Raw genomic sequence first — 24,554 nt, 5'->3', positions numbered from 1 at the left:
GGCGCGCGGCGGCAGCCTGATCCGCAGGCTCAGACGGCCGAGCGGAGCACGCCGCCGTCCACCCGCAGCGCCGCACCGGTGGTGGCTGACGCGAGGGGGCTGGCGACATAGGCCACCAGCGAGGCCACCTCCTCGGTCGTGGCGAAGCGGCGAATCAGGGAAGTGGGCCGCATCTTGAGGAAGAACTCCTGCTCGACGACCTCGGCCGACTTGCCTTCGGCCTGGGCCAGCGCATCGACGAAGTCGACGACACCGCGCGAACGCGTGGGCCCGGGCAGTACGCTATTGACCGTGATGCCCGTCCCGGCCACGGCCTCCGCAAGGCCTCGCGACACCGCCAGTTGCGCGGTCTTGGTCATGCCGTAGTGGATCATCTCTGACGGGATCTGCAGCGCGCTCTCGCTCGAGATGAAGATCACCCGCCCCCAATTGCGTTGCCGCATCGCCGGCAGGTAGAGCCGCGCCAGACGCACGCCGCTGAGTACGTTGACGTCGAAGAAGCGCTGCCAGTCCGCGTCGGGGATCTCCTCGAAGGGCTTGGGCTCGAAGATGCCGAGGTTGTTGACGAGAATATCGACATCCGGGAAGCGGCGCACGAGCGCCTCGGCCGCCACCGCGGTGCTGAGGTCGCCGGCAAAGCCTTCGGCGGCGTTCGGCCCCGATGCCGCGCACAGTTGCGCGACGGCACGTTCGACGGCCACCTCGGTACGGCCGTTGACGATCACGCGCGCACCCTCGCGCGCCAGCGCCTCGGCGATCGAATAGCCGATGCCGGCCGTGCTGCCGGACACGAGAGCCTGCTTACCTGTCAGTTGAAGATCCACGTTGAGCTTTCCTGAAGAGTGACGCTCGGTGAGCGAATGCGCGCAGTCTTGCAGGAACGCGCCGACCTGCTCGATGTCAAGGTCTTCGTCGCGCCAACCTCGGCGCCGAGGTCAGGATTCGGAGCCGGTCAGCGACGCGGCATCGGCGCCGCCCAGTCGATTGACCAGCACCTTGTCGACCCGCTTGCCGTCGAGATCGACCACCTCGAAGCGCCAACCGGCCCACTCGACCACGTCGGCGGTCTGCGGCAGGCGCCCGAGCAGCAGCATCGTCATGCCGGCGAGGGTGTTGTAGCGGCCACGGTCCTCGTCGGGCAGTTCCTTCAGGCCGAGCCGGTCCTTGAGTTCGGGGACCGGGATCAAGCCGTCGATCAACCACGAGCCATCGTCGCGCTGCACCGCCCAGGCGTCGTCGGCGGTGGGCGTGGTGAACTCACCGGTGATGGCCTCCAGCACGTCGCGCAGCGTGATCACGCCTTGGACTTCGCCGTACTCGTCGACGACGAACACCATCTGCGTGGTCGATCCGCGGAACTGCTCGAGCAGTTCCATGCCGGTGAGCGTCTCGGGCACGAACACCGGCGGCTGCAGGCCTTCGGTCAACGATAGCGGCTTGCCGCTGGTGACCTGCTGCAGCAGGTGCTGCGTCCCGACGACGCCGAGCACCTCGTCCAGTCCGCCCCGGCACACCGGGTAGCGGGAGTGTTCGTGAGCCGCGATCACCGCCAGCGCGTCGGCGATGGGCGTCGTGCTGTCGAGCCAGGCGATCTCGCCGCGCGGGATCATCATCGAGCCGATCTGCCGCTCGTCGAGCCGGAAGACATTGCGCACCATCTGGTGTTCCTGGGCCTCGATGACTCCGGCGTCGAAGCCCTCCTCGAGGCTGGCCGCAATCTCCTCCTCCGTCACGCCCCGGCTCTGCGTGTCGCGGATGCCGAGCAGGCCGAGGATCGCGCCCGTGCTGCCGGCCAGCAGCTTGACGAAGGGCCTGGCGACGAAGGACAGGCCGCGCATCGGCCGAGAGACCAGGCGCGCGACGGCTTCGGGATAGAGCTGGCCGACCCGCTTGGGCACCAGTTCGCCGAAGATGATCGTCAGGAAGGTGATGATCACCACCACCAGGGCGAGCGAGCCGATATCGGCAGCCCGCGGCGCAATGTCGAAGCCTTCCTTGAGCCACGCGGCCAACGGCTGCGAGAAGGCGGCCTCGCCCACGATGCCGTTCAGGATGCCGATCGAGGTGATGCCGATCTGCACCGTCGACAGGAAGCTCGTCGGGTTGTCATGCAACTCCATCGCCGCCTTGGCGCCGGCGTCTCCGGTTTCCACCATCACCTGCAGACGCGCCTTGCGGCTCGCGGCCAGCGACATCTCCGACATCGCGAACAGGCCGTTGAGAAGGATCAGGCAAACCAGGAGAAAGACGTCCATTCAGTGCGCCGCGCCGGGCGACGTCACGAGTCGGTGAAATACGAGCGTAGCAGAATCGACCCATGATCTATCTCGTCGGCGACCTCCAGGGCTGTTGCGACGCCCTCGACCAACTGCTCGCCAAGATCGGCTTCTCGCCCTCGCGCGATCGGCTGTACGCGCTCGGCGATCTGGTGAACCGCGGGCCGCGGTCGCTCGACGTGCTGCGGCGACTGATCGCACTGGGCGACTCGGCCACCTGCCTGCTCGGCAACCACGACCTGCACCTGCTGGCCGTGGCCCGAGGCGTGCGCCGCCCCCACCGCAGCGACACGCTGACGCCGATCCTCGAGTCCGCGGACCGCGACGCGCTGATCGATTGGGTCCGCAGTCGACCGCTCGCGGTGCACGCGGAGGGCTGGCTGATGGTGCATGCCGGCGTGGCGCCGCAGTGGGACCGGGCGCTGACGCTGCAACTGGCCGCCGAAGTGGAGGCGGAACTCGGCGGTCCGCGATGGGGGGACTTCCTGCAGGTGATGTACGGCAACGAGCCGTCTCGATGGAAGACCGGTCTCGACGGCGCCGACCGATGGCGCTTCGCGATCAACGTGCTCACGCGCGTGCGCTTCGTCGATGCTCGTGGCACGCTGGACTTCAAGGTGAAGGAGGCCGCGGACAAAGCGCCGGACGGGCTCTACCCCTGGTTCGAGGCACCCGACCGCCAGACGCAGGGACAACCAATCGCCTTCGGCCATTGGTCGACGCTCGGCCTCTTGAATCGCCCTGACCTGCTGGCCATCGACACCGGCTGCGTCTGGGGCGGCGCGCTCACCGCGGTGCGTATCGACGGAGGGCGGCGGGAGATGACCCAGATCGACTGCGAAACGGCGCAGCGGCCTGGCTGATCAGACGCGACGACCGAGCCGCCGCCGAACTTAGAATTCAGTCCGTTGGAAGCGTGGCCGAGCGGTTGAAGGCAGCAGTCTTGAAAACTGCCGAAGGGGTGACCCTTCCGTGGGTTCGAATCCCACCGCTTCCGCCAATGCACCTCTCAGCGCCTAGTGAACGCGTCCTGCAGTTCTCCGGGCAGGGTATCGATTTCTTCCTCGCTCACGTCCAGCCCGCGACGCAGATCAAACGACGAATGCAACCAGTGATCGTCGGTCTGGGTGTCGTCCTGCTGAACAGCGCGGAGTTCAACAGCGCTCCGATCTGTCCGGGTTTTGGGTGGATGCAGAGTGAAATGCCGAGACTTGGCTCCGAAATCGAAAGTTGCCATGGCGAACCCCGTCCTGCGAAATCGCGTACATAAGGTTACATCTATGCTGGGGGCGTGGTAATTCCCATTTTTAGTTAAAGGTTATAGGCCATCTTCGCCGGCCGCAACGATGCCGCTCCTGGAGAGCTATCGGAGCGTCGTCCAATGGACATCGACGCTCGTCGATCGATCATCTTCTTCGAACCGAGGCCCAACGGGCAGGTCGCCTGACCCAGGAGGCACCGGTTCAGCACAACGGTCGATGAAGTGGCGCAATTCAGACTCCATAGCCGGCGTGAACCCATCGCGCATCTGCATCACGATGGCCTGCTCGATCGCCAGACGCATGTCCGGAGGCAAGTGCCGCCCCGCCAGGAGCGTGGTCAGCAACTCGTGCGCGCGTTGTTCGAAGCCACTCATTCTCGGATCACGGAACGTCTGCAGGGTCGGCACGCCAGGAGAGTCTCGACGAAGGCTGGGCCGCGCCGGGGCCACGATCGGCACGACCACAGCGCTGGATTGTCCGCCTCGGCAGGACAGGGCGTCCGAACGAACTAGGGGGTCCTTCGCGGGCCCCGCTCGGCCGCGCAACGAGCGCCGCGGGCAGTAGATCAGGCGGCGCAGGTGCGGTTCTTGCCGCTGTGCTTGGCCTCGTACAGCGCCTCGTCGGCGCGCTCCAGCGATTGCTCGAGCCGTTCGCCGGGCCGGTAGAGGCTGACGCCGGCCGAGAAGGTCACGAACACCTGCCCCTGCTCATCGCTCATGAACAGCTCCGCGCTGAGCGTACGCTGCACGCGGGTGAGCACGCGCTGCGCCTCGTCGAGCGGCGTGCCCGGCAGCAGCACCACGAACTCCTCGCCACCGTAGCGCGCCAGTGTGTCGCCGGGGCGCAGCGCCTGCGCGACGCGGTGCGTCAGGAACTGCAGCGCCGCATCGCCGCTCGCATGGCCCAGCCGATCGTTGAGCTTCTTGAAATTGTCGATGTCGATCAGCGCCACGGCGAGCGTCGCGCCCTCACCCTGTGCAGCCCGCTGGTTCTTGGCCTGCTCCGTCTCGAAGGCCTGCTGCAGGCCGCGGCGGTTGGCGATCTGCGTCAAGGGGTCCGTGGACACTTCGTCCGACAGCCGACGGATCTCGTCCTCCAATTCGACCACCCGCGCCTGCATCTCGGCCGATCGGCTGTGCTCCAGAGCCAGTCTGGCCTGCGCCTGGCTGACCCCTTCGTGCACTGCCCGGCTTTCAGCCACCATCTGTCGCACCGTCCCGGCCAGGCTCTCAAGAGACTCGGCACGGTCGATCTCGTCGGCGTACCCGTCCAATTGAGACGAGAAGCGCCCGGTCTGTGCCCCCAGCGAGGCAATCTCGTCGAGCATCTCGTGGATCGAGTCCTTCAAGGCATCACGGGCCGCCTTGCGGGCTGCGCGCAGTTCCTGCTGGCGCTCGCGCGTACCGAGCAGCAGTTGGCTGACCGATCGCACGCCCCGTGCCGTCAGGCCACCGTCGCTCTCGAACAGCTGACTGCGCATCACCTCGCACTGCCCTTTGACCCAGGAATCGTCCTCGGACAGGTCGGCCAAACCTTCGGTGAGTTCCTGGCACAGCCCTCCCAGTTGGTTCGTCAGGTGCTGGCGATGCTGCAACACCCGTTGCGCCTCGGTGCAAGCCTGCGCCACGTCTTCGACAACACCATCGGGGCCGTCGGCAGCAATGCGCGCCTGCAACTGCGCAAGCCGCTCGGCCACCTCGCGGCTGCGCGCCTCACTCGACGGCAACGCCGCCTGAACGGTCGCACCGAGTTCGGCGGCAACGCGCGACCAGGCCATCGAGACGGGCGCCGGCGAAGCCTCTGCAACGACCATCGGCGCGACGTCGCCCACGGGTGCTGCCGCGTCGAAAGGTGCCAGATCGCTCGGTGCCTCGTCGAGCGCATCACTGTCCCAGCTGGCGATGAGCTGCTTGAGCCTTTGCTGCAGCCGCTTGGCGTCGCTGCGGCTGCCCCCGAGCACCCGCTGCAGACTGTCCTTGCGTCGCGCGGCGGTCCAGTTGCGGCCGCCACGCTCCACGCCCCGCAGGGCGCTCTGGAACAGAGCGGCCCACGCTTCGCCGTCGCCTTCGGCGCTGTCCGGCACGGCAGCAGCGACCCCCGCCGCGGGCCCCGGAGCGTCACCGCGCTCCGTCCGGTAGGCCCACGCAAAGTTCTCGGGCGTCGGTTGCTTGCGCTCCAGCGCAAGGCGGCGCAGCGCCGCCTTGGCCAACTCCGCAGCCGCGGGTTCCGCGGCACGTGCAGCGGACGCTTCCGGGTTCGAGGCCACGCCCATCGCGCGTGCTCAGGCGCCCGGAGGCAGACTGCCCGGCAGGGCGCGCACATCGGCCCGCGGCACCGCCTCCGCCGTGGCATCGCTGTCTTCCACCTGCCGATCCACGGGGCCTTGCGAGGCAATACGGTCTGCGCCAGCCATTGTTCCAGTTCTTCAGGCGGCAAGGCCTTGCTGAACAGGAAGCCCTGCATCGTGCTGCAGCCCAGGCGGTGCAGCACCTCCATCTGGCGCAGGTTCTCCACGCCCTCCGCAATCACGCGGATGCCGAGCGAGCGCGCCAGCGCAATGATCGCCGTCACCACGGCCGAACTCTGCAAGGTAACGCCGAGGTCACGCACGAAGCTGCGGTCGATTTTCAGCTCGCTGATCGGCAGCGTCGTCAGGTACGCGAGCGAGGAATAGCCGGTGCCGAAGTCGTCGATGGAGATCTCGACGCCGATCTCGTTGAGTCGATGCAAGGCCGGGATCACGTTCTGCAGATCCTTCATCAGGCCGGTTTCAGTGATCTCGAGCTCGATGCAGGAATGCGTGACGCCGTGCGCCGCCGCGGCCTGCTGGATGTGGGTCACCAGGTCGGTGCGCTCGAACAGCCGGCTCGGCAGGTTCACCGCGATCGAGGTTTCGATGCCATGGTGCTGCTGCCACAGGCGCGCCTGCCGGGTGGCCTCGCGGATGGCCCACTCGCTCATCGGCACGATGAGGCCGGTCTCCTCGGCCAGCGGGATGAAATCGCCGGGCGGCACCAACACGCCATTGCGCTTCCAGCGCATCAGCGCCTCGGCACCGACCATGCGCGCGGTGCGCACGTCGATCTTCGGCTGGTAGTGCAGCACCAGTTCCTCGCGCTCGATGGCCTTGTGCAGCGCACTCTCGAGCTCGAGCTTCTCGCGGCCCTTGCCGGCCAGATGCGGCCGGTAGAGCGATGCCGCGTTGCGTCCGGCTGCCTTGGCGGAGTACATCGCCACATCGGCGTTGCGCAGCACGTCGGCCACCGAAGCGCCGTCCCGAGGGAACAGCGCGATGCCGACGCTCGCCGTCACGAAGCATTCCTGGCCGCCCACGAAGATGGGCTCGCGCATCACTTCGAGGATGCGCAGCGCAACGCGCTCGGCATCCTGGTCGGCATCGACCTCGGGCAGCAACGCCACGAACTCGTCACCGCCGAGACGACCGACCGCCTCCAGCGAGCGATGCGCGCGCAGACCCACCGAGTCGATCCCCGTCTCGACCACCTGGTCGGAGTGCCGCACGCAGGACCGCAGTCGCCGCGACACCTCCATCAGCAGTTCGTCCCCCGCCCCGTGCCCGAGCGTGTCATTAATGACCTTGAAGCGATCCAGGTCGATCAGCAGCAGCCCCACCTGATGGTTCAGCCGCTTGGCCTGTTCCATCGCACGTTCGGCGCGCCAGATCAACTGGCGCCGGTTCGGCAGGCCCGTCAGTGCGTCGAAGTTCGCCAGGTGACGGATCTTGTCCTCGGCCACCCGTCGGTCGGTCACGTCCTGAACGATGCCGGTGTAGCCGGTCAGGTTGCCGTGTTCGTTGAACTCGGGTTCGGCCTCGACGTGGACCACGCGCTGGCGCCCGTCGATCAGTTGTACCGGGAAATCGGTGGCCAGCACGGTGCTGCGGGCCAGCGTATCCCGCAACAGCGACAGACAGCCCTGCCGATGCTCGGCGGGGACCATGCGGATGAGCGATCTCATGCCGAGGTGATCCCCCGGGCCCAGACCGAAGACGCGCAAACCCTCGACCGAGAACAGCAGCCCCGAGCGATCGCGCCGCCAGTCGAAGCTTCCCATGCGTGCGAGATCCTGCGCGCGTGCCAGCTTCGATTTGCTGCGCTCGAGCTCCAGTCGGGTGCGGGACGAGCGCAGCAGATAACGCAGCCGTCCGGCCAGCAGGCTCCACTGCGTCGATTTGACGAAAAAGTCGGTGGCGCCGGCCTCGTAGGCACGAGTGATCGACGCATCGTCATCCAATCCGGTCAGCATCAGCACCGGCATCGACTCGAAGCCGGGCAAGGCGCGCAGCTCCCGGCAGGTGGTGAAGCCGTCCATGCCGGGCATCAGCGCATCGAGCACGATGACATCGGGCGACCAGTCGGTCAGCAACTGCACCGCGCGCTCGCCGCTGGTGGCTTCGGTGACGGCGAAGCCTCGCTCGCGCAACGCGATCGATGTCAGCAGCAGGTTGACCTCGTCGTCGTCGACCAGGAGAACACGAGGGCTCTCCAGAGGATCGTCGACAGAGGGATCGGCGCGCAGGTCCATGGGTGAATTCTTGATCGACAGCGCGTGGGTCGTGGATCCAGGTCAGGCGGCAGGCAGCAGCAGAGCGTGCAGGCTGCCACGAACCGACGCGATCTCGGCGCGCAGCGCCGCGACGCGCGACCCCAGGGCCTGCACCTCGTTGTTGCGAATCATGCCCTCGATGTCGGCACACAGGGCCGACAACTTGAGCGCCCCGATGCTGGCCGACGAGGATTTCAGCGTATGGGCGACATGCTTCACGCCGTCGAGGTCGCCCGCTGCATGCGCTTCGTCGAGCTGCGGCAGCAAACGCCCCGTGGACGTCTCGAACGCCTGCACGACGCGCTCCAGCAGCCGGTTCGCCCCGGTGGGATCGAGGTCGCGCAGCCGCTGCAGAGCCTGGGCATCCAGAGCTCCGGCCGTCGCCGCAGGGGGGCTCGCCGGAGCTCCAGCCAACGCTGGCTCGGCCGGAGCCGGCGTCAGCTCTCCCGCCCCGGTGTCGGGAATGTTCAGGCGTTGTGACAGCATGGTGTGCAACTGGCTTTGCCGGAAGGGTTTGGAAAGGTATTCATCGAATCCGAGGCCGAGGAATCGCTCGCGGTCACCCCCCAATGCGTTGGCGGTCACCGCGACCACCGGCGTGGTGGGTGGAGTGCGGAAGGCGAAGCGCTCGCCAGGCCCTCGGCGGAACCAGCCGAGCGCCTCGACACCGTCCATGCCCGGCATCTGGATGTCCATCATGATCAGGTCGAAGCGCTCGGCACACAAAGCACGCAGCCCTTCGAGCGCCGACGAGGCGAGCTGCACGCGGCAACCGAAGTGGCGCAGCATCTGCCCGATCACTTCCTGGTTCACGGGATTGTCCTCGACCACCAGGATATGGGCGCCGATCTTGCGCGACGAACCGCCGCCGGCACCGGCAACACCCGACACGCCGAGGATCGCCTGGCGCAGTTCGGCCTTCCGCACCGGCTTGTTGACGAAGCGCTTGAAGCCCACGGCCTGCGCCCGCTTGGCGTCGTCGGGCGAGCTCACGGACGACAGCATGATCAGCTTCACGTCCGCGAAGTCCGGCTCGGCCGAGATCCGGTCGGCCAGTTGCAGGCCATCGAGCCGCGGCATCTGCATGTCGATCAGCGCAATGTCGAAGCTGCGTGCGGCATCGCGCTCCGCATGCAGCCGCTCCAGCGCATGCACGCCGTCGTTCGCCACCACGACCTCCATGCCCCAGGCCCCGAGCAAGTTTTCGAGCACCGTCCGGTTGGTCTCGTTGTCATCGACGACGAGCACGCGCAGGGCAGGCATGTCATGAAGTTCGAGCATGTCGACATCGACGTCGCTGGAGGCCGGCATCAGGGGCAGCCGAACGCAGAACCGCGAGCCCACCCCCGGCTGGCTGCGGACCGTGATCGATCCGGACATCAGTTCGACCAGCTGGCGCGAGATCGCCAGCCCCAGACCGGTGCCGCCGTAGCGTCGCGCCATGCCGCTGCTGGCCTGGCTGAAGGCAATGAAGAGCCGTGACAAGGCCTCGGGGGGAATGCCGATCCCGGTATCCCGCACGCACAGCTCGACCCACAGCCGGTCCCCGGTGGCCAGGGCCGTCTCTGCCGCGGTCGGCTCGACCCGGCGCATCTCGACGACCACCTCGCCATGCTCGGTGAACTTGATCGCGTTGGCGACCAGGTTCGTGAGCACCTGGCGCAGCCGCAGCGCATCGCCATGCAGTGCCGGCGGCAGGCCGGGCTCCTCCCGGAAGCTCAACTCCAGCCCGCGCTCCTGCGCCCGAGGCGCCAACAGTTCCAACACGTCCTCGACCAGGGCTCGCGGCGTGAAGTCGGCCGGCGCCAGTTCCAGCTTGCCGGCCTCGATCTTCGAGAAATCGAGGATGTCGTTGATGATCTCGAGCAGGCTTTCGCCGGAGCGGTACACCGCCTGGGCAAAGCGTCGCTGCCGCGAATCGAGCGCGGTGCCCAGCAGGAGTTCGGTCATGCCGAGCACGCCGTTCATCGGCGTGCGGATCTCGTGGCTCATCGTCGCCATGAACTGGCTCTTCGCCTGGCTCGCCGTCTCGGCCTGCAGCGCCAGCGCCTGGGCCGCAGCCGTGGCCTGCTGCAACTCGGCGGCGCTGGCTTCGATGGCACTGCGATGCTCCCGCAGCCGGGCCTGCATGCTGTTGAAAGTGGCGGCGAGCCGGCCCAGTTCGTCGTCGGAGACGATCTCCACCGGTTGCTCGAAGTCGTCGTCCGCCATGCGCAACGCCCCGTCGCGCAGCCCGTCGATCTGACGGTTGATGCGGCGCGTCAGATAGCCGGCGACCACCAGCCCGAACGTGAGCAAACCGCAGGCCGTCACCAGCATCAGAGCGAACAACAGCTGGGCGATCCAGCGGCTGGCCTCCCCCAGCACGGTGGAGAAGGCGTCCTCGATCGGCACGAGGCGGCGATTGAGCACCTCGATCTCGCCGACCAGGAGGGCAGCGTGCGCCGGGCTCAGGCTGCCGTTCAGCACTTGCGTGCGGATGGTGTCGCCGTAGCTGCGCAGCAGCGCCATTTCCTCGTCGCCGCGGGTCCAGAGCTGGATCACCCGGTCCATGTAGCTCAGATTGCGGAAGGTCCGGAACAACCAGATCAGGCTGTCGATGTCGTCGGGGTGGTTGCGCCCTGCCAGGAAGCCCGCATACGCCACGTCGTAGTCGAAATCGGGCTTCTCCAGTTCCAGTCGGGCCTGCCGGTCCCCCAGCGTCACGGACAACGCCGCCGCGTACTGGCGGTAATCAGCTTCCTCGTGGGTCTGTGCATAGCGCACCAGGTAGAACACCGCGTCGCGGTTGCCTTTGGCCCACAGCCCGTCCCCGGCCACGTAGGCGCGCACGCCGGACAGGATGTCGGAGCTGAGCTTGCTGAGGTAGACGAGGCCGACGACCACGCCGACCAGCAGGAACACGATCAACGCGAGCTTGCGCGCCACCGCCAGATCGCGCAGCGGCCGCAGCACCCGGCGATCGACCGCGGCGCGCGCCTCGGCCGCGGCACGCTCGAACTGCGAGTCGACGTGCTCGTTGCTCATCGAGCCACCCCCGACCCGGGAACCCGCCGTGTCGATGTGGACGTCTCGCGTCCGGGTTGGCCGACGGCGCGGATCGAGCAGGTGCGCATGTCGGCAAGTGTGGCGTGGCCCGGTGCCGCGCGCAAAGCCGCCGCCGTCCCTCCTGTCGGGTGCTGGCGAGCCGTCGCGACGCCGAGGCCCCGCTGCGGCAATCGTTCACGGATGCGACTTCTACAATCGATCACATGATTTCGATTGACAACGACCTCAGGCGTGCACCGTCCCGGATCGCGGAAGCCTCGGGCATCGGACTCGGCGCGTTGCTGCTGCCGGTCGACGCGCGAGCTGCCTTCGACGCTGCCGAGGGTCTGCCCTGGCATGCCTTCGGGCTGTTGCTGGTCGGCGCGCTGCTGGCACTGGGCGTCCTGCTCGGTCTCCTGGCGTGGCAACAGCGCCAGCGGCGAGACGCCGCTGCACTGCGCGACGAGCGCGCCCGCGTGCGACGCCTGCTCGGCCTGATCGAGGGCCCGCTGTGGCGCACCGACGCACAGCACCGCCTGACCGCGCTGCGCGCGACGGCGCTGCCTGCCGACCATGCGCTGCACGCCGGCCGCGACAGTCAGGCGTTCTGGCAGCTGTTCGACGAGACGTCGATGCCCGGCCTGCGCCAGGCTCTCGAGTCGGAAGCCGATTTCCAGGCCATCGAGGTCGGGCTCGCGGCGCCTGGCGGCGGGCCGCTGCAACGCTGGCGATTGAAGGCATGCGTGTGCCTCGACGCCTCGGGCCGCTTCGCTGGCCACGAGGGGAGCGCGACGCTCCTGACGCCCCCACGCCCGTCGCCGGCGGGTGCGGACGAGGATGCGGCGTCGTTCGGCACGCTGGTGTCGCACGATCTGCGCGCACCGATCCGGGTGGTCGAGGGCTTCACGAAGATCGTCAAGGAGGACTACGGTCGCCTGCTCGATCGCGTCGGCAACGACCACCTTGACCGCGTACTCGGGGCCGCAGCCCGCATGAACGGCATGATCGACGCGCTGCTGGCGCTGTCGAGACTCGGCGCGCTGCCTCTGGCGCGCCAGACGGTCGACCTGTCGCAACTCGCGAGCTACGTGATCGACGATCTGCAGCGCCAGGCGCCCGAACGCCGCGTCGATGTCCGCATCGCGCCCGGCCTGCTGGTCACCGGCGATCCGACCCTGTTGCGCGTGGTGCTCGAAATCTGCTGGGCAACGCCTGGAAATACAGCGCCCATCGCCACGTTGCCCGGATCGAACTGGGCCGCGTGGTCGAAGGCGAGCACAGTGCGTTTTGCGTGGCCGACAACGGCGCCGGTTTCGACATGCGCTTCATCGATCGGCTGTTCGGCGTGTTCCAGCGACTGCACAGCAGCAGCGATTTCGCCGGCACCGGGGTCGGCCTGGCGTCGGTGCGGCGCATCGTGCAACGCCATGGCGGCGAGATCTGGGCGGAAGCGAGGTCGACCGCGGAGCCCGCTTCTACTTCACCCTGTCCACCTGAAACGATCGACGCCAAGACGGCCACTCGGTTCACGGCGCCGCAGGCGCCGACAACAGCTCGACCGCGGCCAGGAGCTGCTCGCACTCGGCCTCCAGCGACCGCCCGTGATGCGTCGCCAGCCGGCGCAGCCGCTCCAGCGCCACGGCACGCGGCAGCGAGTGCCGGTGCATCACCACGCCGACCGCGATGGCCACCGGATCGGACAGCGGATCGCGCGGACGCGGCGCGCCGACTTCGGCGACCGGTTCGACCCCGCCGCGGATGCGCTTGAACGCCGCCTCGACCGCCGGCAGGATCTGCCGCATGTCGACCGGTTGATCAGGTGATCCAGTGCGCCCAGGGCCCGCACCTGCGCCACCGTGGCCGCGTCGGAGAAGGCCGACAGGAACATGAAGGGCACGCTGCCGTGCTCTCGCAGGTAGGCGGCCACGTCGAATCCGCTCTTGCCCTCCATGCGGATGTCGAGCAGGGCCAGGTCCGGCCGGCGCGTGCGCGCCTCGAGGATGGCGTCGTCGCCGTTGTCGGCGTCGACCACGGCATAGCCGGCCGCGGACAAGCCGTGCGTCAGCGTCGCCAGCACCAGCCTGTCGTCATCGACGACGAGGATCTTGCCCTTGCTGCTCAAGAATGATTCCCCTTGATGGCCGTGACCGCGCCCTGATCCGCACGAGTGCCGGTCTTGCTCATGAAAGTACACCGATGTTCGTCGACCGCGGCTCCAGCGATACCAGGCCCGGCGGACGCAGGCTCACGCAAGCCAGCACGCCGCCGGCATCCGGCGCCAGGCCGAAGGTGGCGGTACGCCGCGGCAGCAGCGCCCGCACCAGTCCCAGTCCGTAGACCCCCGCAGCCACCCGGTCGAGGCTGAAGCCCTCGGGCAACTGCCCCTCGTTCCGGATCTCGATGCGCGCTTCCTCGGCCGCACTGACGAGCCGGCATTCGACCGCGCCGTTGCCGTGCTTCAGCGCATTGCCCAGCAGCTCGTTGAGCGTCAGCGCGATCGGGATCGCCTCGGCCTCGGGCAGGGCCCAGCGCGGCGCCTCGCCGTCCGGCAATTCCACGGTGATGGTCCGGTCGCTGCCGCGCTGCAGGTTGGTCGAGATCGCGCCGACCAGGCCGGCCAGTTGCACCGGCCCCTGCGAGCCCACCTGCAGGCCGTAGACCTGGGCGATCGCCTGCACCTGTGCCACGGCCTCGTGGATGGCCGGCGCCACCTCGGGGCGCCGCTGGGCGATCTGCGTCAGCAGGCCGGCCACGCCTTGCAGGTTGTTCTTGATGCGGTGATGGACCTCCTTCACCAGCATCTCGCGCTGCGCGATCGCAGCCTCCAGGCGTGCCGCCTGGGCGGCACGCTGCTCCGTCACATCGACCGCCACCAGCAGCACCTCGTCCGGGACCTCGCCGGGCTGCCCGAGCGGCAGGTAGCGTGCCTCCCAGACCAGCGGGCGCCCTTCATGCTCGAAGCGGTACTCGCGCAGCGTGACATCACCGCCCTGGCCGGCGTCGAGCGCCGCCTGCAGGTCGGCGCGGATCACGTCACCACCGATCGGCAACGGCAGTTCCTCCGGCCGGCGGCCGACCAGCATCTCGCCCGGCAGGCCGGCTGCAGCGGCAACCTGCGGATTGGCCTGCCGCAACTCGCCGCTGGCCGCATCGAACAGGGCAATCGCCAACGGCGCCAGGTCGATGACCCGCTGCAGCGAGGCCTGCGCCTGCGCGCTGCGCGCCTCGGCGCGGCGGCGGCGGTCGATGTCGAGCAGCGCATACGTGAGCTGCGGTTGCTCGGCATCGCCGGTCGGAACCACGTTACCGACCACCCAGAAGGCTCGGCCGTCGCGCGCCTGCACGCGGCACTCGAAGCTGCCGGCCGCGGCTTCGGTGCGCAGGTCGGGCGACGCCAGCCGCGCTTCGACCTGGCGGAACGGGTGTTGAGGATCGCTGGTCGCCACGCAGCACAAGGGGAAGTGCTGAAAATCGGCCAGATCACCGCCGAACATGCGGCGCGCCGAACGGTTCATCCATTCGATGCCCCCCTGCCCCACGGTGACGATGCCGACGAACACCGAGTCGAGGATGGCCCGGGTGAGTTCGGCCTGCTGTGCCATGGCCGATTCCGTGCGCTCGCGCTCGTCGGCGAGACGCTCCAACTGCGCCTGCTGGCGCTTCAGGCGCGTGATGTCGGACAGCACCGCCACCACCTCGGCGTCAGGGCCGGGGGGGCCGATTCGGCGCGCCGCCAGCGACACCCAGTGCGGTTCGTGCTGCGGCAGCAGGATCTCGATCTCCGTCTCGTAGACGCCGGACTCGAGCAACGCCAGCTCGGCGTCTTCCACCGCGAGCCGCGCCTGCGGCTGGCCGGCAAACAGCTCGCGCACGCTGCACCCGGCCACGGCGCCCGAGGTGGTGCCGAGCATGCGTTCGAAGCTGCGATTGCAGCGCACCAACGTGTTGCCGCGCAGGAAGGCGATGCCGGCACTCGAGCTCTCGAGGATGCTGCTCAGCTCCCGCAGCAGCTCCTCGCTGCGAGCGCGGCTATGTTCCTGCTCCGTGACGTCGAGCGTGACCACCGAGGGGTCGCCGTCCCCGTCCGGCCGTGGCGACACGCGCGTGAGCAGCCAGCGCATGCCCAGTTCGGGATGGCGGATCGCGTAGCGCGCCTGAGCCGCCTCGCCGGCGCGCAGCGCCCGCTGCAGCCGCTCGAACTCGGGCAGTGAATCGGACAGCACCAGATCGCGGCTGACGCTCTGCAGCGCCACGCCGACGCCGGCCGCGTCGACCAGCGCCCCGAGTTGGGCCTGCGCCAGATCGAGCGCCTGCTCCGCGCTGAGATCCTCGATCACCGCGATGTAGCGCGGCTCGCTACCGGCCACGGCATCGGTGCAGCGCACCCTCGCCCGCAGATGGCGGGGAGAGCGGGAGCGCGCCCCTGGCAAGGCCGCGACCCAGCCGCGCCGCTCGGCGGCCTCGCCACCCGGCTGCAGCGCACCGAGGCTGCGTGGCCCATGCCAGCCCAGCAGGTCGTTCAGTCCCGGGGGAGCCTCGCTCAACAGCACCGGCACCCGACCGACCAGGGCCTCGAAAACGGCGTTGCTGCGCAGCACGAGGCCGGCGCCGTCGAAGGCCAGCATGCCGACCGGGCTGAGCTCGAACCACTGATCGAGCTCGCTGAGTGAACGCTCCGCCCGCTCTCGGGCCGCCCTCTCGGCGGTGCAGTCCTGCATCACCGTCAGGCACAGTGCACGGCCCTCGGTGTCCGTGACCTGACGCCGCGCCCCGCGGAACCAGCGGTCACGCCCCTGCGCGTCGACCAGACGGCGCTCCATCAGCGCCGGCAGTTCAGCGCCTGCCGGCGGGTCGCGGGTGGATTCCCACAGCAGGTGGTCCTCGATCGGCACCAGCGTCAGCGTGTCCATGCCGACGAGGCGGTTGCGCGACCAGCCGGTGTAGTCGACGAAGGCCTGGTTGACGTCGACGATGCGGAAGTGGCCGTCTTCCAGGATGGCAGGAAACGGCGAGTGCCAGTACAGCCGGCGCACCTCGGCGAGCGGTTCCGCCGCGGTCTGCACCGCGGCCGCCACGCGCTCGCGCCGCGCTGGCGGCAGGCGCAGGGCCCAGCGCTGGGCGCTGAGCTGGCTGAGCGCGGCATCGGGAAAGCTGCTCAGCAGCTCGTCTGCCCGGCCCTCCAGCACATCCAGGACCCAGGACACCAGACCGCCGTCGATCACCGGCAGCAGATCTTCCAGCGGCATGCCCGGCTCGAACGGGAACAGCCTCAGGGCGGCCGTGTTGGCGAAACGCACGCGCGCCTGCGCGTCGAGCATCAGCAGGGGATCGTTCAGTGTGTCGAGAAAGCCGTGCCACAGAACCACGGCGTCGGCAGCGCTCACCGGTGGCGGCTGGGCAGGAAGGGCAGCGGGAGTGACCAAAGGCACGGGCTCGGACAGCAACTGCTCGGCCAGGCAGGAGGCCTGGACAACTGTCACGGAGTGTAAGGTCAAGGAGGCTGTCGGACAGGCTGTCCCGACTGTGGAAAACACGGGCGGGTGCCCGCCCCGCCTCCGGGCCGAGCGGCCTGCAGGACCGTCACAAGGAGAGCAGGCGCCGCCGCTTCTGCGTCTGGTCGATGTAGCGTTGCAGCGCGCGCTCGCCTTCGCCGCCGAGGTTCAGCATCTCGCAGCCCAGCCGCGCGCCGCGCGACTCGTGGTGCAGCAGTGTCACGTGGTGGACGATCAGGCCGCTTTGCAGGCGGGTGTCACCGTCCAAATCGACCTGCACCTGCGCGATCTGCACGCCCGGCTCGATCGGCGGCACATCGTCGGGCAGGAACAGCGCAATGCCGCCGATGCTCACGTCGAGCACCCGCAGGCTCAGCTGCATGTCGGGCAGCGCCGGATGACGCAGCGTGGCGGTCGGGCTGGTGTTGAGCAGCGGCCGCACGCGGTAGCTGCCGCGTCGCTGGAAACGGTAGAGCTCGCGCGGGAAGCGCGCATTGAGCGCGCTGGCGCGTCCGCTGTGCACCAGCACCAGGTCGTGCAGGTCGAACTGGAGCTTGACGCTGTCGAGGTAGCCCACCGCGACCACCTCCTCGCTCTCCAGCAGGCGCTGGAGCTTGATGTCGCCGCCGTCGGCACTCAGGCACAGCAGCCCCCGCGCCGGGTCCAGTGCCCACACAGTGGTCGTGTAGGCGGCGCCCTCCGGGGAGCTGAGGCTCAACAGCACGTTGCCGTCGGCGCATTGCTTGAGCAGGCTGAACACCTCGGCCGGCGCGCTCACCCTGAATTCACCCAGGCCATGTGGAGAACCGCTCATGGCCTCCAGCGGCATCGGCAGCGTTTCCATCGCTCGGATTCTCTCGGCAGCAGTCTGATGGGAGTCGGGTTCGGTTTCGATCAGTGCAGCATCTTCGGCCGGCCGGCCAGGAGCTGATCGAGGTCCTCGAGCCAGGGCTCGGCCAGGGTACGGACCTCGGCGTCGTTGACGAGGATGCGCTTCATGATGCGGGTCTTGAGCTGGCGTTCGTCCGCGCCGAGTTCACGGGTCGCCGCAGCCTGCTTGAGCTGATTGATCAGCACCGCGCAGGCCCCTTCGAGCTTCACGACCTGGTCCCAGTTGCCGCCGCGCGCGGCCTCGAGCATCTGCTCGCTGGCGCGTTCGATGGCCTCGTAGTAGTTCAGCAATGGCGTACTCATCGAAAAACTTCCTTGTCGATGGATCGTCGTCGGGACGCTCAGCGAACCGCCGGCATGTCGCTTTGGGCGCGGATCGTCGACCAGGCATCGCGCAGCGGCTCGATCAGGCTGACGCATTCGGCCAGCGCGGCATCGTCGTTGCGCAGGTTGGCCTGCATCAGGCGCGTGCTGACATAGCTGTAGAGCGATGACAGCTGCTCGGTCAGGGCGCCGCCGGCCGGGCTCAGCCCGCCCTTGAGTCCTTCCTCGACGATGCGGACCGCCCGGCTCAGTTCGTGCGCCTTGCGCTCGATCTGGCCGTCGCGCAGTGCGCCGCGCGCACGCGCCACGGCATCGAGCAATCCGGTGAACAGCATCGCGACCAGCTGGTGGGGCGAGGCGCCGCCGATGCCGGTCTCGACGCCGACCAGGTTGTAGGCCTGGCTGGAGGCGTGGTGGCGCGACGGCGAGTAGGGGCTGCTCTGGGCAAACATGACTGAAGGTCCGGCATTCGAGTGGGGCTGAGTGTTTATCGGCCGCTGCGCGCCCGGTCTTGAGCGCCACACACTCGAAATCGCCCTGCGTTTCAACCGACCCCGCGAATGCGCGGATCGGGAACGACCTCAGTCTTTCTTGTTGTAGAGGTTGGACAGGCCGGTCAGCTGCTGCGTCATGTAGGTCGACAGGGCGGTCAGCTTGGCCATCTGGGTGTCCAGCGCCGTGTACTGCTGGGTCAGCCGGACCTGCATGCGGTCGGCACGGTCGTTGACCTTCTCCTGGTCGTCCTTGTTACGCTCCAGGCGGGCCTTGATCCCCGCATTGCGGCTGGCGATCACGCCGTCGGTACCGGTCGACATGTCGGCCAGCTTCTGGAAACGCACACCCAGGCCCGTCGACGCGGGGTTCGCCGTGTCATTGGTCGTGAAGAGCTTCGACAGCTCGGCCGGCTTCGCGAGCGCCGCGTCGAGCTTGGCGTTGTCGAGCACGATGGAACCATCGCGCTGCACGTTGAAGCCGATGTCCGACAGGCGGGTCAGCTCGGCCGAGGCCGCGCTGTCCTGGCGCAGCATGGCGCGGAACTGATTGCGCAGCCCCACGGCGGCGCTGTCGCCCTGCAAGGTGCCGCCGATCTTGTTCTCCTCGTCGTACTTGGTCTGCGTGACCAGGTAGGTGTTGAGCGCGTTGTAGGCGTCGGAGAACTTCTTGATCGCGTCGCGCATCGTCCCGGTGTTCGTCGTGACGTTCACGGTGACCGGTGCGGTGGTGACCTTCACGAGATCGAGCGTCACGCCGTCCAGCGTGCCCGTCAGGCGGTTCGTGGGCGACTCGATCGCCAGGCCGTTGATCGATGCGAGGGCGTTGACCGCGGCCTGCGTCTGCGTCATCGGGTTGGCACCGCTGGCCGGGTCGTAGGCCAGGCCTGTCAGCGCCCCGGTGGCGTCGCTGACGGCGACGCGCAGGGTACTGTCCAGTCCGGTCGTGGTGCTGGTCAGCGTGAGGCGGGCACCGTTCGCGTCGCGCACGATCGCCGCCGAGACCCCGGCGTTCGCCGCATTGATCTGCGTCTTCACCTGCTCGAGCGTCGTGCCCTCCGCGAACTCGAGTTCGAGCGTCGTCGATCCGGTCTTCGGGGTGAACGCCGGATCGTTCGCGACGTTGTAGCCGCCGAGTTCGATCGTCATCTTGCCGGCACCGACCACGTCGGTCGGCGCGGTGAACACCGCCGAGGCCAGGCTCTGCGCGCGTGCGATCTGGGAGACGCTGACCGAATAGCTGCCGATGGCGGCGCCCGCGCTGGCGGTGGCGGCGACCGAGGTGGCGTCGCTGGTGCCTGCCGACGCCGCCTGCCACAGGGTGGGCTTGGCGAGCGCCTTCGCAGCGTCGCCGACGGCGGACACCAGGCTCTGCAACTGACCGTAGGCCGAGACCTGGGTCTGCATGAACGTCGCCGCGGTCTGCATCTTCTCCAGCGGCTTGCGCTCCAGCGCCACGAGCTGCGAGACGATGCTGCTGACGTCGAGGCCGCTGCCGAGACCGGGTGAAGAGATGGCCATGCTGAGTCCGGACGGATTGATGAGGGGCTATCGGCGCTCGCGCAGAAAACTGAAGCCGCGGGCCCGGCGCCGTCAGGCACCGGACAGCCGCGGCTCTCCGAAGCAGGTCGCCGGAAGGCGTCTTACTTGAGCAGCGACAGCACCTGCTGAGGCAGCTGGTTGGCCTGCGCCACCATCGCAGTGCCGGCCTGCTGCAGGATCTGGGCGCGGGACAGGTTCGCCGTTTCCATCGCGAAGTCGGCGTCCATGATGCGGCCACGCGCGGCCGACAGGTTCTCGGCCTGGATCTGGATGTTCGACACCGCGTTCTCGAAGCGGCTCTGCAGCGCGCCGAGCGTGCCGCGTGCGCCGTTGATCTGGTCGAGCGCACTGTCGATCTTCTTGATCGACACCCAGGTGGCGGAATCGGTCTCGATGTTCAAGTCGCTCAGGCCGATGTCGTCGGCGACCTCGGCGATCGCGTCGCCTTCGTCCAGACCCGTCGTCGCGGTGGTGAAGCCGGTGAACTCCACCGCCAGCGCGGCGCCAGTAGCATCCAGCTTGGATGCCTTGATGTCGAGCTTGAAGGTCCCGTCGTCGTTCTTCACCAAGTAGGCGGAGACGCCGGTGTCCGTGGTCTTGCGGTTGATCGCCTCGGCGATCTGGCCCAGGCGTTCGGTTTCGGTGCTGGCCTCGGCGATCGGGCCGACCTCGACGATCTGCTCGTTCGCGCCACCGCCGTCGATCGTGATCTGCAGGTCGCCGTCGGCGATCGCGGCCAGGTCCGTGATGGTCGTGCCGTCGAGCGTCAGGTCGGCGCTCGCGCCCTCGGCGTAGGTGATCTTCGAGAGCACCGCCGCGGTGGCGTTGGTCAGGCTGCCGACGGTGATCGCATCACCGGAGTTGGCCCCGACCTGGAAGGTCGCCGCCGTGAAGGAGCCGTCGAGCAGCTTCTTGCCGTTGAAGCTGGTCTGCTTGGCCACACGGTCGATCTCGTCGCGCAGCTGGTTCACTTCGGCCTGCAGCGCCTTGCGGTCGTCGGCGCTGTTGGTGGCGTTGGCCGATTGCACCGCCAGTTCGCGCATCCGCTGCAGCATGTCGCCCAGCTTGCCCAGCGCGCCTTCGGCGGTCTGGGCCAGCGAGATGCCGTCGTTGGCGTTGCGCGCCGCGACGTTCAAGCCGCGCACCTGGGTGTTCATGCGCTCGGCGATCGCCAGGCCGGCGGCATCGTCCTTCGCGCTGTTGACGCGCAGACCCGACGACAGCCGCTGCATCGAGGTGGCCAGCGAGGACTGACTGGTGTTCAGGTTCCGCTGGGCATTCAGCGAGATGACGTTCGTGTTGATGGTCTGGGCCATGGAAATGCTCCTTGAAGAATCGAGGATCTCCGGCCCGAAGCCGGCTTACCTGTTCGGTGTAGCCATTCTTGGTGACCTGCGGGGGTGACGATGGATCGAAAAGAGGCCGACTTCCGGCGCATTTCGGCCCCGGAAAGCAAAAGGCCCCGTCCTGACGGACGGGGCCCGAGGATCCCGGGGCCGGCGGCCCGGAGGCCGCCGCGGGAGGCCGATCAGCGCAGCAGCGACAGCACTTGCTGCGGCAGCTGATTGGCCTGGGCCACCATGGCGGTACCGGCCTGCTGCAGGATCTGCGAGCGCGACAGGTTGGCCGTTTCCGACGCGAAGTCGGCATCCATGATCCGGCCACGCGAGGCCGCGGTGTTCTCCGCCTGGATCTGGATGTTCGACACCGCATTCTCGAAGCGGCTCTGGATCGCGCCCAGGGTACCGCGGGCACTGTTCACCTGGTCCAGTGCGCTGTCGATCTTCTTGATCGACACCCACACATCCGATTCGGTCTCGATGCTCAGCGCGTCGATGCCAATGGCATCCGTCACCGCGGCGGGCACGTCGCCTTCGTCCAGACCCGTGGTCGTGGTATCGAAGCCGGTGAACTCCACCGACAGCGGGGCACCGTCGGCATCCAGGCGCGAGGCCTTGATGTCGAGCTTGTAGGTGCCGTCGTCATTGGCCACCAGGTAGGCCGACACGCCGGTGTCGCTGGTCTTGCGGTTGATCGCCTCGGCCACCTGACCCAGACGCTCCAAGCCCGAGCTCGCTTGGGCGATCGCACCCACCTCGACCACCAGTTCGTTGTCGCCGCCGTCGTCGATCGTGATCTGCAGGTCGCCGTCGGCGATCGCGTCCAGCGTCGTGATGTCGGTGTCGTCCTTCGCCAGGTCACCGCTGGAGATTTCGGCGTAGGTGATCTTCGACAGGTTGCTGGCCGATGCGTTCGTCAGGCTGCCGACCGTGATGTTGTCGCCGGCGCCGGCGCCGACCTGGAAGGCCGCCGCGGTGAAGGAGCCGTCGAGCAGCTTGCGGCCGTTGAAGGTCGTCTGCTTCGCCACACGGTCGATTTCGTCGCGCAGTTGCGTGACTTCGGCCTGCAGGGCCTTGCGGTCGTCGGCGCTGTTGGTGGCGTTGCCCGACTGGACGGCCAGTTCACGCATGCGTTGCAGCATGTCGCCGACCTTGCCCAGCGCGCCTTCGGCGGTCTGCGCCAGCGAGATGCCGTCGTTGGCGTTGCGCGCCGCGACATTGAGGCCACGGACCGACGCGTTCATGCGCTCGGCGATCGCCAGACCGGCGGCGTCGTCCTTCGCGCTGTTGACACGCAGGCCGGAAGACAGGCGCTGCATGGACGTTGCCAGCGACGACTGAGAGGTGCCGAGGTTGCGTTGCGCATTGAGCGAAACGATGTTGGTGTTGACTGACATTGCCATGATCTGAATCTCCTGAACGGTTGAAATGACTCTCCGGCAGCGCCGGCATTGCCTCGGTGGCTCGGCCCTGGGGCCTCATCACCGTGAACTAACCCTCGATCTCCAACAGCGGGTTTCGAGGGCCTGCTGCGCCCGGCGTACGTCATCCTCAGATCTCGTGGGAGGGGCGGAATGGTTGTGCCCTCTACGAAACATCGGTCGCCTACTCCGGACCCCGGAACCGATCGCTTGGTCCCGTTGTGGGGGTTATCGGAGCCCGTCCTGGCAACTTGAGGGCTGCGGGTTTCCTGTCAGCCTGGCCGGGAAGAGCACTTTCCTCCTCACCACGGCCGTCATCGGCATCTCGCGCCGCCACTTGAGCCGCCGCGTCGACGCGCTGCCTACTGGGGCGTGTAGGAAGTTGCCTGACACGGGCGGTCGAATAAGCGAGACCCGAACCACAGAACTGGGCTGATGTTCCTGTGCATCTCCGATCTTCACAATCCATTTCACGCTGAAACGAACACCCGCTGCACCAGCGAAAGACGACCGGCAACCGCACGAGGAGCACCCTGATGAACACCGAACAGATCCTGATCGAGATTCGCGAAGCCAATCTGTCCTACCTGATGCTGGCGCAGAGCCTGATCCGCGCCGACCGCGACCAGGCCCTGTTCCGCCTCGGCATCTCGGAAGAGACGGCCGACCTGATCGGCCTGCTGAGCCCGGCGCAGATGATGAAGATCGCCTCCGGCAACACGCTGCTGTGCCGCATGCGCGTGGACGAGAGATGGTGTGGAGCCTGCTGACCAACCACGGCAAGGGCGCCGCCAACGACAGCGTCAGCCGCCTGCACGCCAACATCCTGATGGCTGGCCGCCATCAGGAAGCCGCCTGACCGACGACCCCTGCGAGACCGACATCATGCGCAACAAGAGCATCCTCACCGAAGCCAAGCAGATCGAACGTGCCGTCACGCTGATCCAGCTCGGTGCCCGCCTGCAGGTGCTGGAGTCGGAGACCGACCTGTCCTACGAGCGCCTGCTGCGCCTGTACAAGGAAGTGGCGGGCAAGTCGCCGAGCAAGGGCCAGCTGCCCTTCTCCACGGACTGGTTCATGACCTGGCAGCCGAACATCCATGCCAGCCTGTTCCTGAACATCCACGAATACCTGAACAAGGTTGCGGCGCTCGACGAGATCGACACCGTGATCAAGGCCTACCGTCTCTATCTCGAGCAGACCGAAGCCCAGGGCCTGGAAGCGCTGCTGTCCGTCACGCGTGCCTGGCGCCTGGTGAAGTTCGTGGACAACGGCATGCTGACCATGACCGAATGCTCCAAGTGCGGTGGGCATTTCGTCACGCACCCGCACGAGATCGGCAAGCACTTCACCTGCGGCCTGTGCAACCCGCCAGCGCGCGCCGGCAAGGGCAAGGCGGCGGGCGCCCTCCAACTGCACTGATCTCCTCCCGCCGGCAGCCGCCCTCGGTACCGGCCCCTCCGTTCGCGGCCCCCTCCGGGACGCCCTCGATGTCATCCGCCCTGCCCGTCCCACCGGTCACCGCTGCGCGGCCCGACCCGGTTGCCCCGAGCGGCATCCGCCGCGGGCCGGCATTGCAACGCCTCTGGCCCCTGCCCGCGTTGCTGGGCTGGGCCGCCGCCTGGGCGCTCTTCCTGCTGTTGCGCTCGACACCCGCACCGCTCTGGCTGGCGATCGCCTGCGCTTCGGCCACCGGCCTGGCTCTCGGCAGCCTGAGCGGCACCCGCATGCGCAGCCTGATCGTCGCAGCCGGCTTCCCGGTGTCGCTGCTGGCCAGCGGCGCCGCGAGCGGCTTGCCCGGCTGGGCGTGGCTGCTGCCGCTGGCCCTGCTGCTGCTCGCCTATCCGCTCCAGGCCTGGCGCGACGCACCGCTGTTCCCGACGCCGGCCGGCGCACTCGACCGCCTGGCCGAGCGCGTGCCG

18 protein-coding genes, 1 tRNA gene and 4 pseudogenes are annotated in these 24,554 nt (G+C 68.1%); 7 read left to right on the top strand and 16 right to left on the bottom strand.

The window, feature by feature from the left end:
• Nucleotides 1–29: 29 nt before the first annotated feature.
• Nucleotides 30–824 carry an SDR family NAD(P)-dependent oxidoreductase gene (locus Y694_RS01350; protein WP_011830435.1) on the bottom strand — a complete coding sequence of 265 codons (795 nt, stop codon included), beginning with the start codon at nt 822–824 and terminating at the stop codon, nt 30–32.
• Between the two features lie 111 nt (nt 825–935).
• Nucleotides 936–2,255, bottom strand: coding sequence for a hemolysin family protein (locus Y694_RS01345; RefSeq protein WP_011830436.1), 1,320 nt, complete (start codon nt 2,253–2,255; stop codon nt 936–938).
• Between the two features lie 62 nt (nt 2,256–2,317).
• On the opposite strand from Y694_RS01345, the gene Y694_RS01340 reads away from it, so the two are divergent.
• Both Y694_RS01340 and Y694_RS01335 read left to right on the top strand, forming a co-directional pair.
• Nucleotides 2,318–3,139, top strand: coding sequence for a symmetrical bis(5'-nucleosyl)-tetraphosphatase (locus Y694_RS01340; protein WP_036229176.1), 822 nt, complete (start codon nt 2,318–2,320; stop codon nt 3,137–3,139).
• A gap of 47 nt (nt 3,140–3,186) precedes the next feature.
• Nucleotides 3,187–3,276: transfer RNA gene (locus tag Y694_RS01335), tRNA-Ser, on the top strand.
• A gap of 9 nt (nt 3,277–3,285) precedes the next feature.
• On the opposite strand, the gene Y694_RS23995 is transcribed toward Y694_RS01335, so the two are convergent.
• From Y694_RS23995 to Y694_RS01315, 5 genes are all read right to left on the bottom strand, one after another.
• On the bottom strand, nt 3,286–3,513 hold the full coding sequence (locus tag Y694_RS23995) for a hypothetical protein (protein WP_152543370.1): 228 nt from the start codon (nt 3,511–3,513) through the stop codon (nt 3,286–3,288).
• A 126-nt stretch (nt 3,514–3,639) separates the two neighbouring features.
• Nucleotides 3,640–3,945: a hypothetical protein gene (locus tag Y694_RS01330; protein WP_036229173.1), complete on the bottom strand. Its 306-nt coding sequence runs from the start codon at nt 3,943–3,945 to the stop codon at nt 3,640–3,642.
• Between the two features lie 158 nt (nt 3,946–4,103).
• Entirely contained in the window at nt 4,104–5,135 is a 1,032-nt protein-coding gene (locus Y694_RS25290; protein WP_231497467.1) for a GGDEF domain-containing protein, read from the bottom strand.
• Entirely contained in the window at nt 5,111–8,083 is a 2,973-nt protein-coding gene (locus tag Y694_RS01320; RefSeq protein ID WP_231497466.1) for a bifunctional diguanylate cyclase/phosphodiesterase, read from the bottom strand. The genes Y694_RS25290 and Y694_RS01320 overlap by 25 nt, the downstream gene beginning before the upstream one ends.
• 42 nt (nt 8,084–8,125) lie before the next feature.
• Nucleotides 8,126–11,131: a response regulator gene (locus tag Y694_RS01315; protein WP_051495489.1), complete on the bottom strand. Its 3,006-nt coding sequence runs from the start codon at nt 11,129–11,131 to the stop codon at nt 8,126–8,128.
• Between the two features lie 224 nt (nt 11,132–11,355).
• Here Y694_RS01315 and Y694_RS26995 point away from each other — a divergent pair.
• Together Y694_RS26995 and Y694_RS26990 are read left to right on the top strand one after the other, a co-directional pair.
• Nucleotides 11,356–12,111: pseudogene (locus Y694_RS26995) on the top strand (hypothetical protein); the annotation flags it as partial.
• Nucleotides 12,112–12,329: 218 nt separating this feature from the next.
• Nucleotides 12,330–12,533 (top strand): annotated as a pseudogene (locus Y694_RS26990) (ATP-binding protein); the annotation flags it as partial.
• A gap of 124 nt (nt 12,534–12,657) precedes the next feature.
• Here Y694_RS26990 and Y694_RS25275 read toward each other — a convergent pair.
• From Y694_RS25275 to Y694_RS01270, 9 genes are all read right to left on the bottom strand, one after another.
• Nucleotides 12,658–12,822 (bottom strand): ANTAR domain-containing protein, encoded by a 165-nt coding sequence (locus tag Y694_RS25275; RefSeq protein WP_231497463.1) that lies wholly within the window; start codon nt 12,820–12,822, stop codon nt 12,658–12,660.
• Nucleotides 12,798–13,253, bottom strand: coding sequence for a response regulator (locus Y694_RS23025; protein WP_036229170.1), 456 nt, complete (start codon nt 13,251–13,253; stop codon nt 12,798–12,800). The genes Y694_RS25275 and Y694_RS23025 overlap by 25 nt, the downstream gene beginning before the upstream one ends.
• A gap of 58 nt (nt 13,254–13,311) precedes the next feature.
• Complete coding sequence (locus Y694_RS22275; protein WP_051495486.1) at nt 13,312–16,515, bottom strand: PAS domain S-box protein; 3,204 nt, start codon at nt 16,513–16,515, stop codon at nt 13,312–13,314.
• 196 nt (nt 16,516–16,711) lie between these two features.
• Complete coding sequence (locus tag Y694_RS01295) at nt 16,712–17,467, bottom strand: flagellar brake protein (RefSeq protein WP_231497462.1); 756 nt, start codon at nt 17,465–17,467, stop codon at nt 16,712–16,714.
• A gap of 50 nt (nt 17,468–17,517) precedes the next feature.
• Nucleotides 17,518–17,817, bottom strand: coding sequence for a flagellar protein FliT (locus Y694_RS01290; RefSeq protein ID WP_011830446.1), 300 nt, complete (start codon nt 17,815–17,817; stop codon nt 17,518–17,520).
• Nucleotides 17,818–17,855: 38 nt separating this feature from the next.
• The gene (gene fliS / locus Y694_RS01285) at nt 17,856–18,290 is read right to left on the bottom strand and encodes a flagellar export chaperone FliS (protein ID WP_036229167.1); all 435 of its coding nucleotides are present in this window, start codon (nt 18,288–18,290) and stop codon (nt 17,856–17,858) included.
• Between the two features lie 129 nt (nt 18,291–18,419).
• On the bottom strand, nt 18,420–19,850 hold the full coding sequence (gene fliD / locus Y694_RS01280; RefSeq protein WP_036229166.1) for a flagellar filament capping protein FliD: 1,431 nt from the start codon (nt 19,848–19,850) through the stop codon (nt 18,420–18,422).
• Nucleotides 19,851–19,972: 122 nt separating this feature from the next.
• Nucleotides 19,973–21,187, bottom strand: a complete 1,215-nt coding sequence (locus tag Y694_RS01275) for a flagellin (RefSeq protein WP_036229164.1) — start codon at nt 21,185–21,187, stop codon at nt 19,973–19,975.
• Nucleotides 21,188–21,399: 212 nt separating this feature from the next.
• Nucleotides 21,400–22,614 (bottom strand): flagellin, encoded by a 1,215-nt coding sequence (locus tag Y694_RS01270; protein ID WP_011830450.1) that lies wholly within the window; start codon nt 22,612–22,614, stop codon nt 21,400–21,402.
• 554 nt (nt 22,615–23,168) lie between these two features.
• On the opposite strand from Y694_RS01270, the pseudogene flhD reads away from it, so the two are divergent.
• From flhD to Y694_RS01255, 3 genes and pseudogenes are all read left to right on the top strand, one after another.
• Nucleotides 23,169–23,491 (top strand): annotated as a pseudogene (flhD, locus tag Y694_RS01265) (flagellar transcriptional regulator FlhD).
• A 26-nt stretch (nt 23,492–23,517) separates the two neighbouring features.
• A complete protein-coding gene (flhC, locus tag Y694_RS01260) occupies nt 23,518–24,054 on the top strand; it encodes a flagellar transcriptional regulator FlhC (RefSeq protein WP_011830453.1) in 537 nt (178 codons plus the stop codon).
• A gap of 68 nt (nt 24,055–24,122) precedes the next feature.
• A pseudogene (locus Y694_RS01255) lies at nt 24,123–24,554 on the top strand (class I SAM-dependent methyltransferase); the annotation flags it as partial.

This window comes from Methylibium sp. T29-B (assembly GCF_000576225.1).
In the GTDB taxonomy this organism is placed as follows: Bacteria; Pseudomonadota; Gammaproteobacteria; order Burkholderiales; family Burkholderiaceae_C; genus Methylibium; species Methylibium petroleiphilum.
The sequence above is the reverse complement of the archived record's forward strand: the minus strand, read 5'-3'. Positions and strand labels throughout refer to the sequence as shown.

Excerpts from the sequence above, each read along its gene's own strand:
- Y694_RS01315 (WP_051495489.1), bottom strand. The coding sequence starts at position 11,131 with ATGAGCAACGAGCACGTCGACTCGCAGTTCGAGCGTGCCGCGGCCGAG.
- Y694_RS01320 (WP_231497466.1), bottom strand. The coding sequence starts at position 8,083 with ATGGACCTGCGCGCCGATCCCTCTGTCGACGATCCTCTGGAGAGCCCT.
- fliS (WP_036229167.1), bottom strand. The coding sequence starts at position 18,290 with ATGTTTGCCCAGAGCAGCCCCTACTCGCCGTCGCGCCACCACGCCTCC.
- Y694_RS01345 (WP_011830436.1), bottom strand. The coding sequence starts at position 2,255 with ATGGACGTCTTTCTCCTGGTTTGCCTGATCCTTCTCAACGGCCTGTTC.
- flhC (WP_011830453.1), top strand. The coding sequence starts at position 23,518 with ATGCGCAACAAGAGCATCCTCACCGAAGCCAAGCAGATCGAACGTGCC.
- Y694_RS23995 (WP_152543370.1), bottom strand. The coding sequence starts at position 3,513 with ATGGCAACTTTCGATTTCGGAGCCAAGTCTCGGCATTTCACTCTGCAT.
- Y694_RS01275 (WP_036229164.1), bottom strand. The coding sequence starts at position 21,187 with ATGGCCCAGACCATCAACACGAACGTCATCTCGCTGAATGCCCAGCGG.
- Y694_RS01290 (WP_011830446.1), bottom strand. The coding sequence starts at position 17,817 with ATGAGTACGCCATTGCTGAACTACTACGAGGCCATCGAACGCGCCAGC.
- Y694_RS01295 (WP_231497462.1), bottom strand. The coding sequence starts at position 17,467 with ATGGAAACGCTGCCGATGCCGCTGGAGGCCATGAGCGGTTCTCCACAT.
- Y694_RS01340 (WP_036229176.1), top strand. The coding sequence starts at position 2,318 with ATGATCTATCTCGTCGGCGACCTCCAGGGCTGTTGCGACGCCCTCGAC.
- Y694_RS01270 (WP_011830450.1), bottom strand. The coding sequence starts at position 22,614 with ATGGCAATGTCAGTCAACACCAACATCGTTTCGCTCAATGCGCAACGC.
- fliD (WP_036229166.1), bottom strand. The coding sequence starts at position 19,850 with ATGGCCATCTCTTCACCCGGTCTCGGCAGCGGCCTCGACGTCAGCAGC.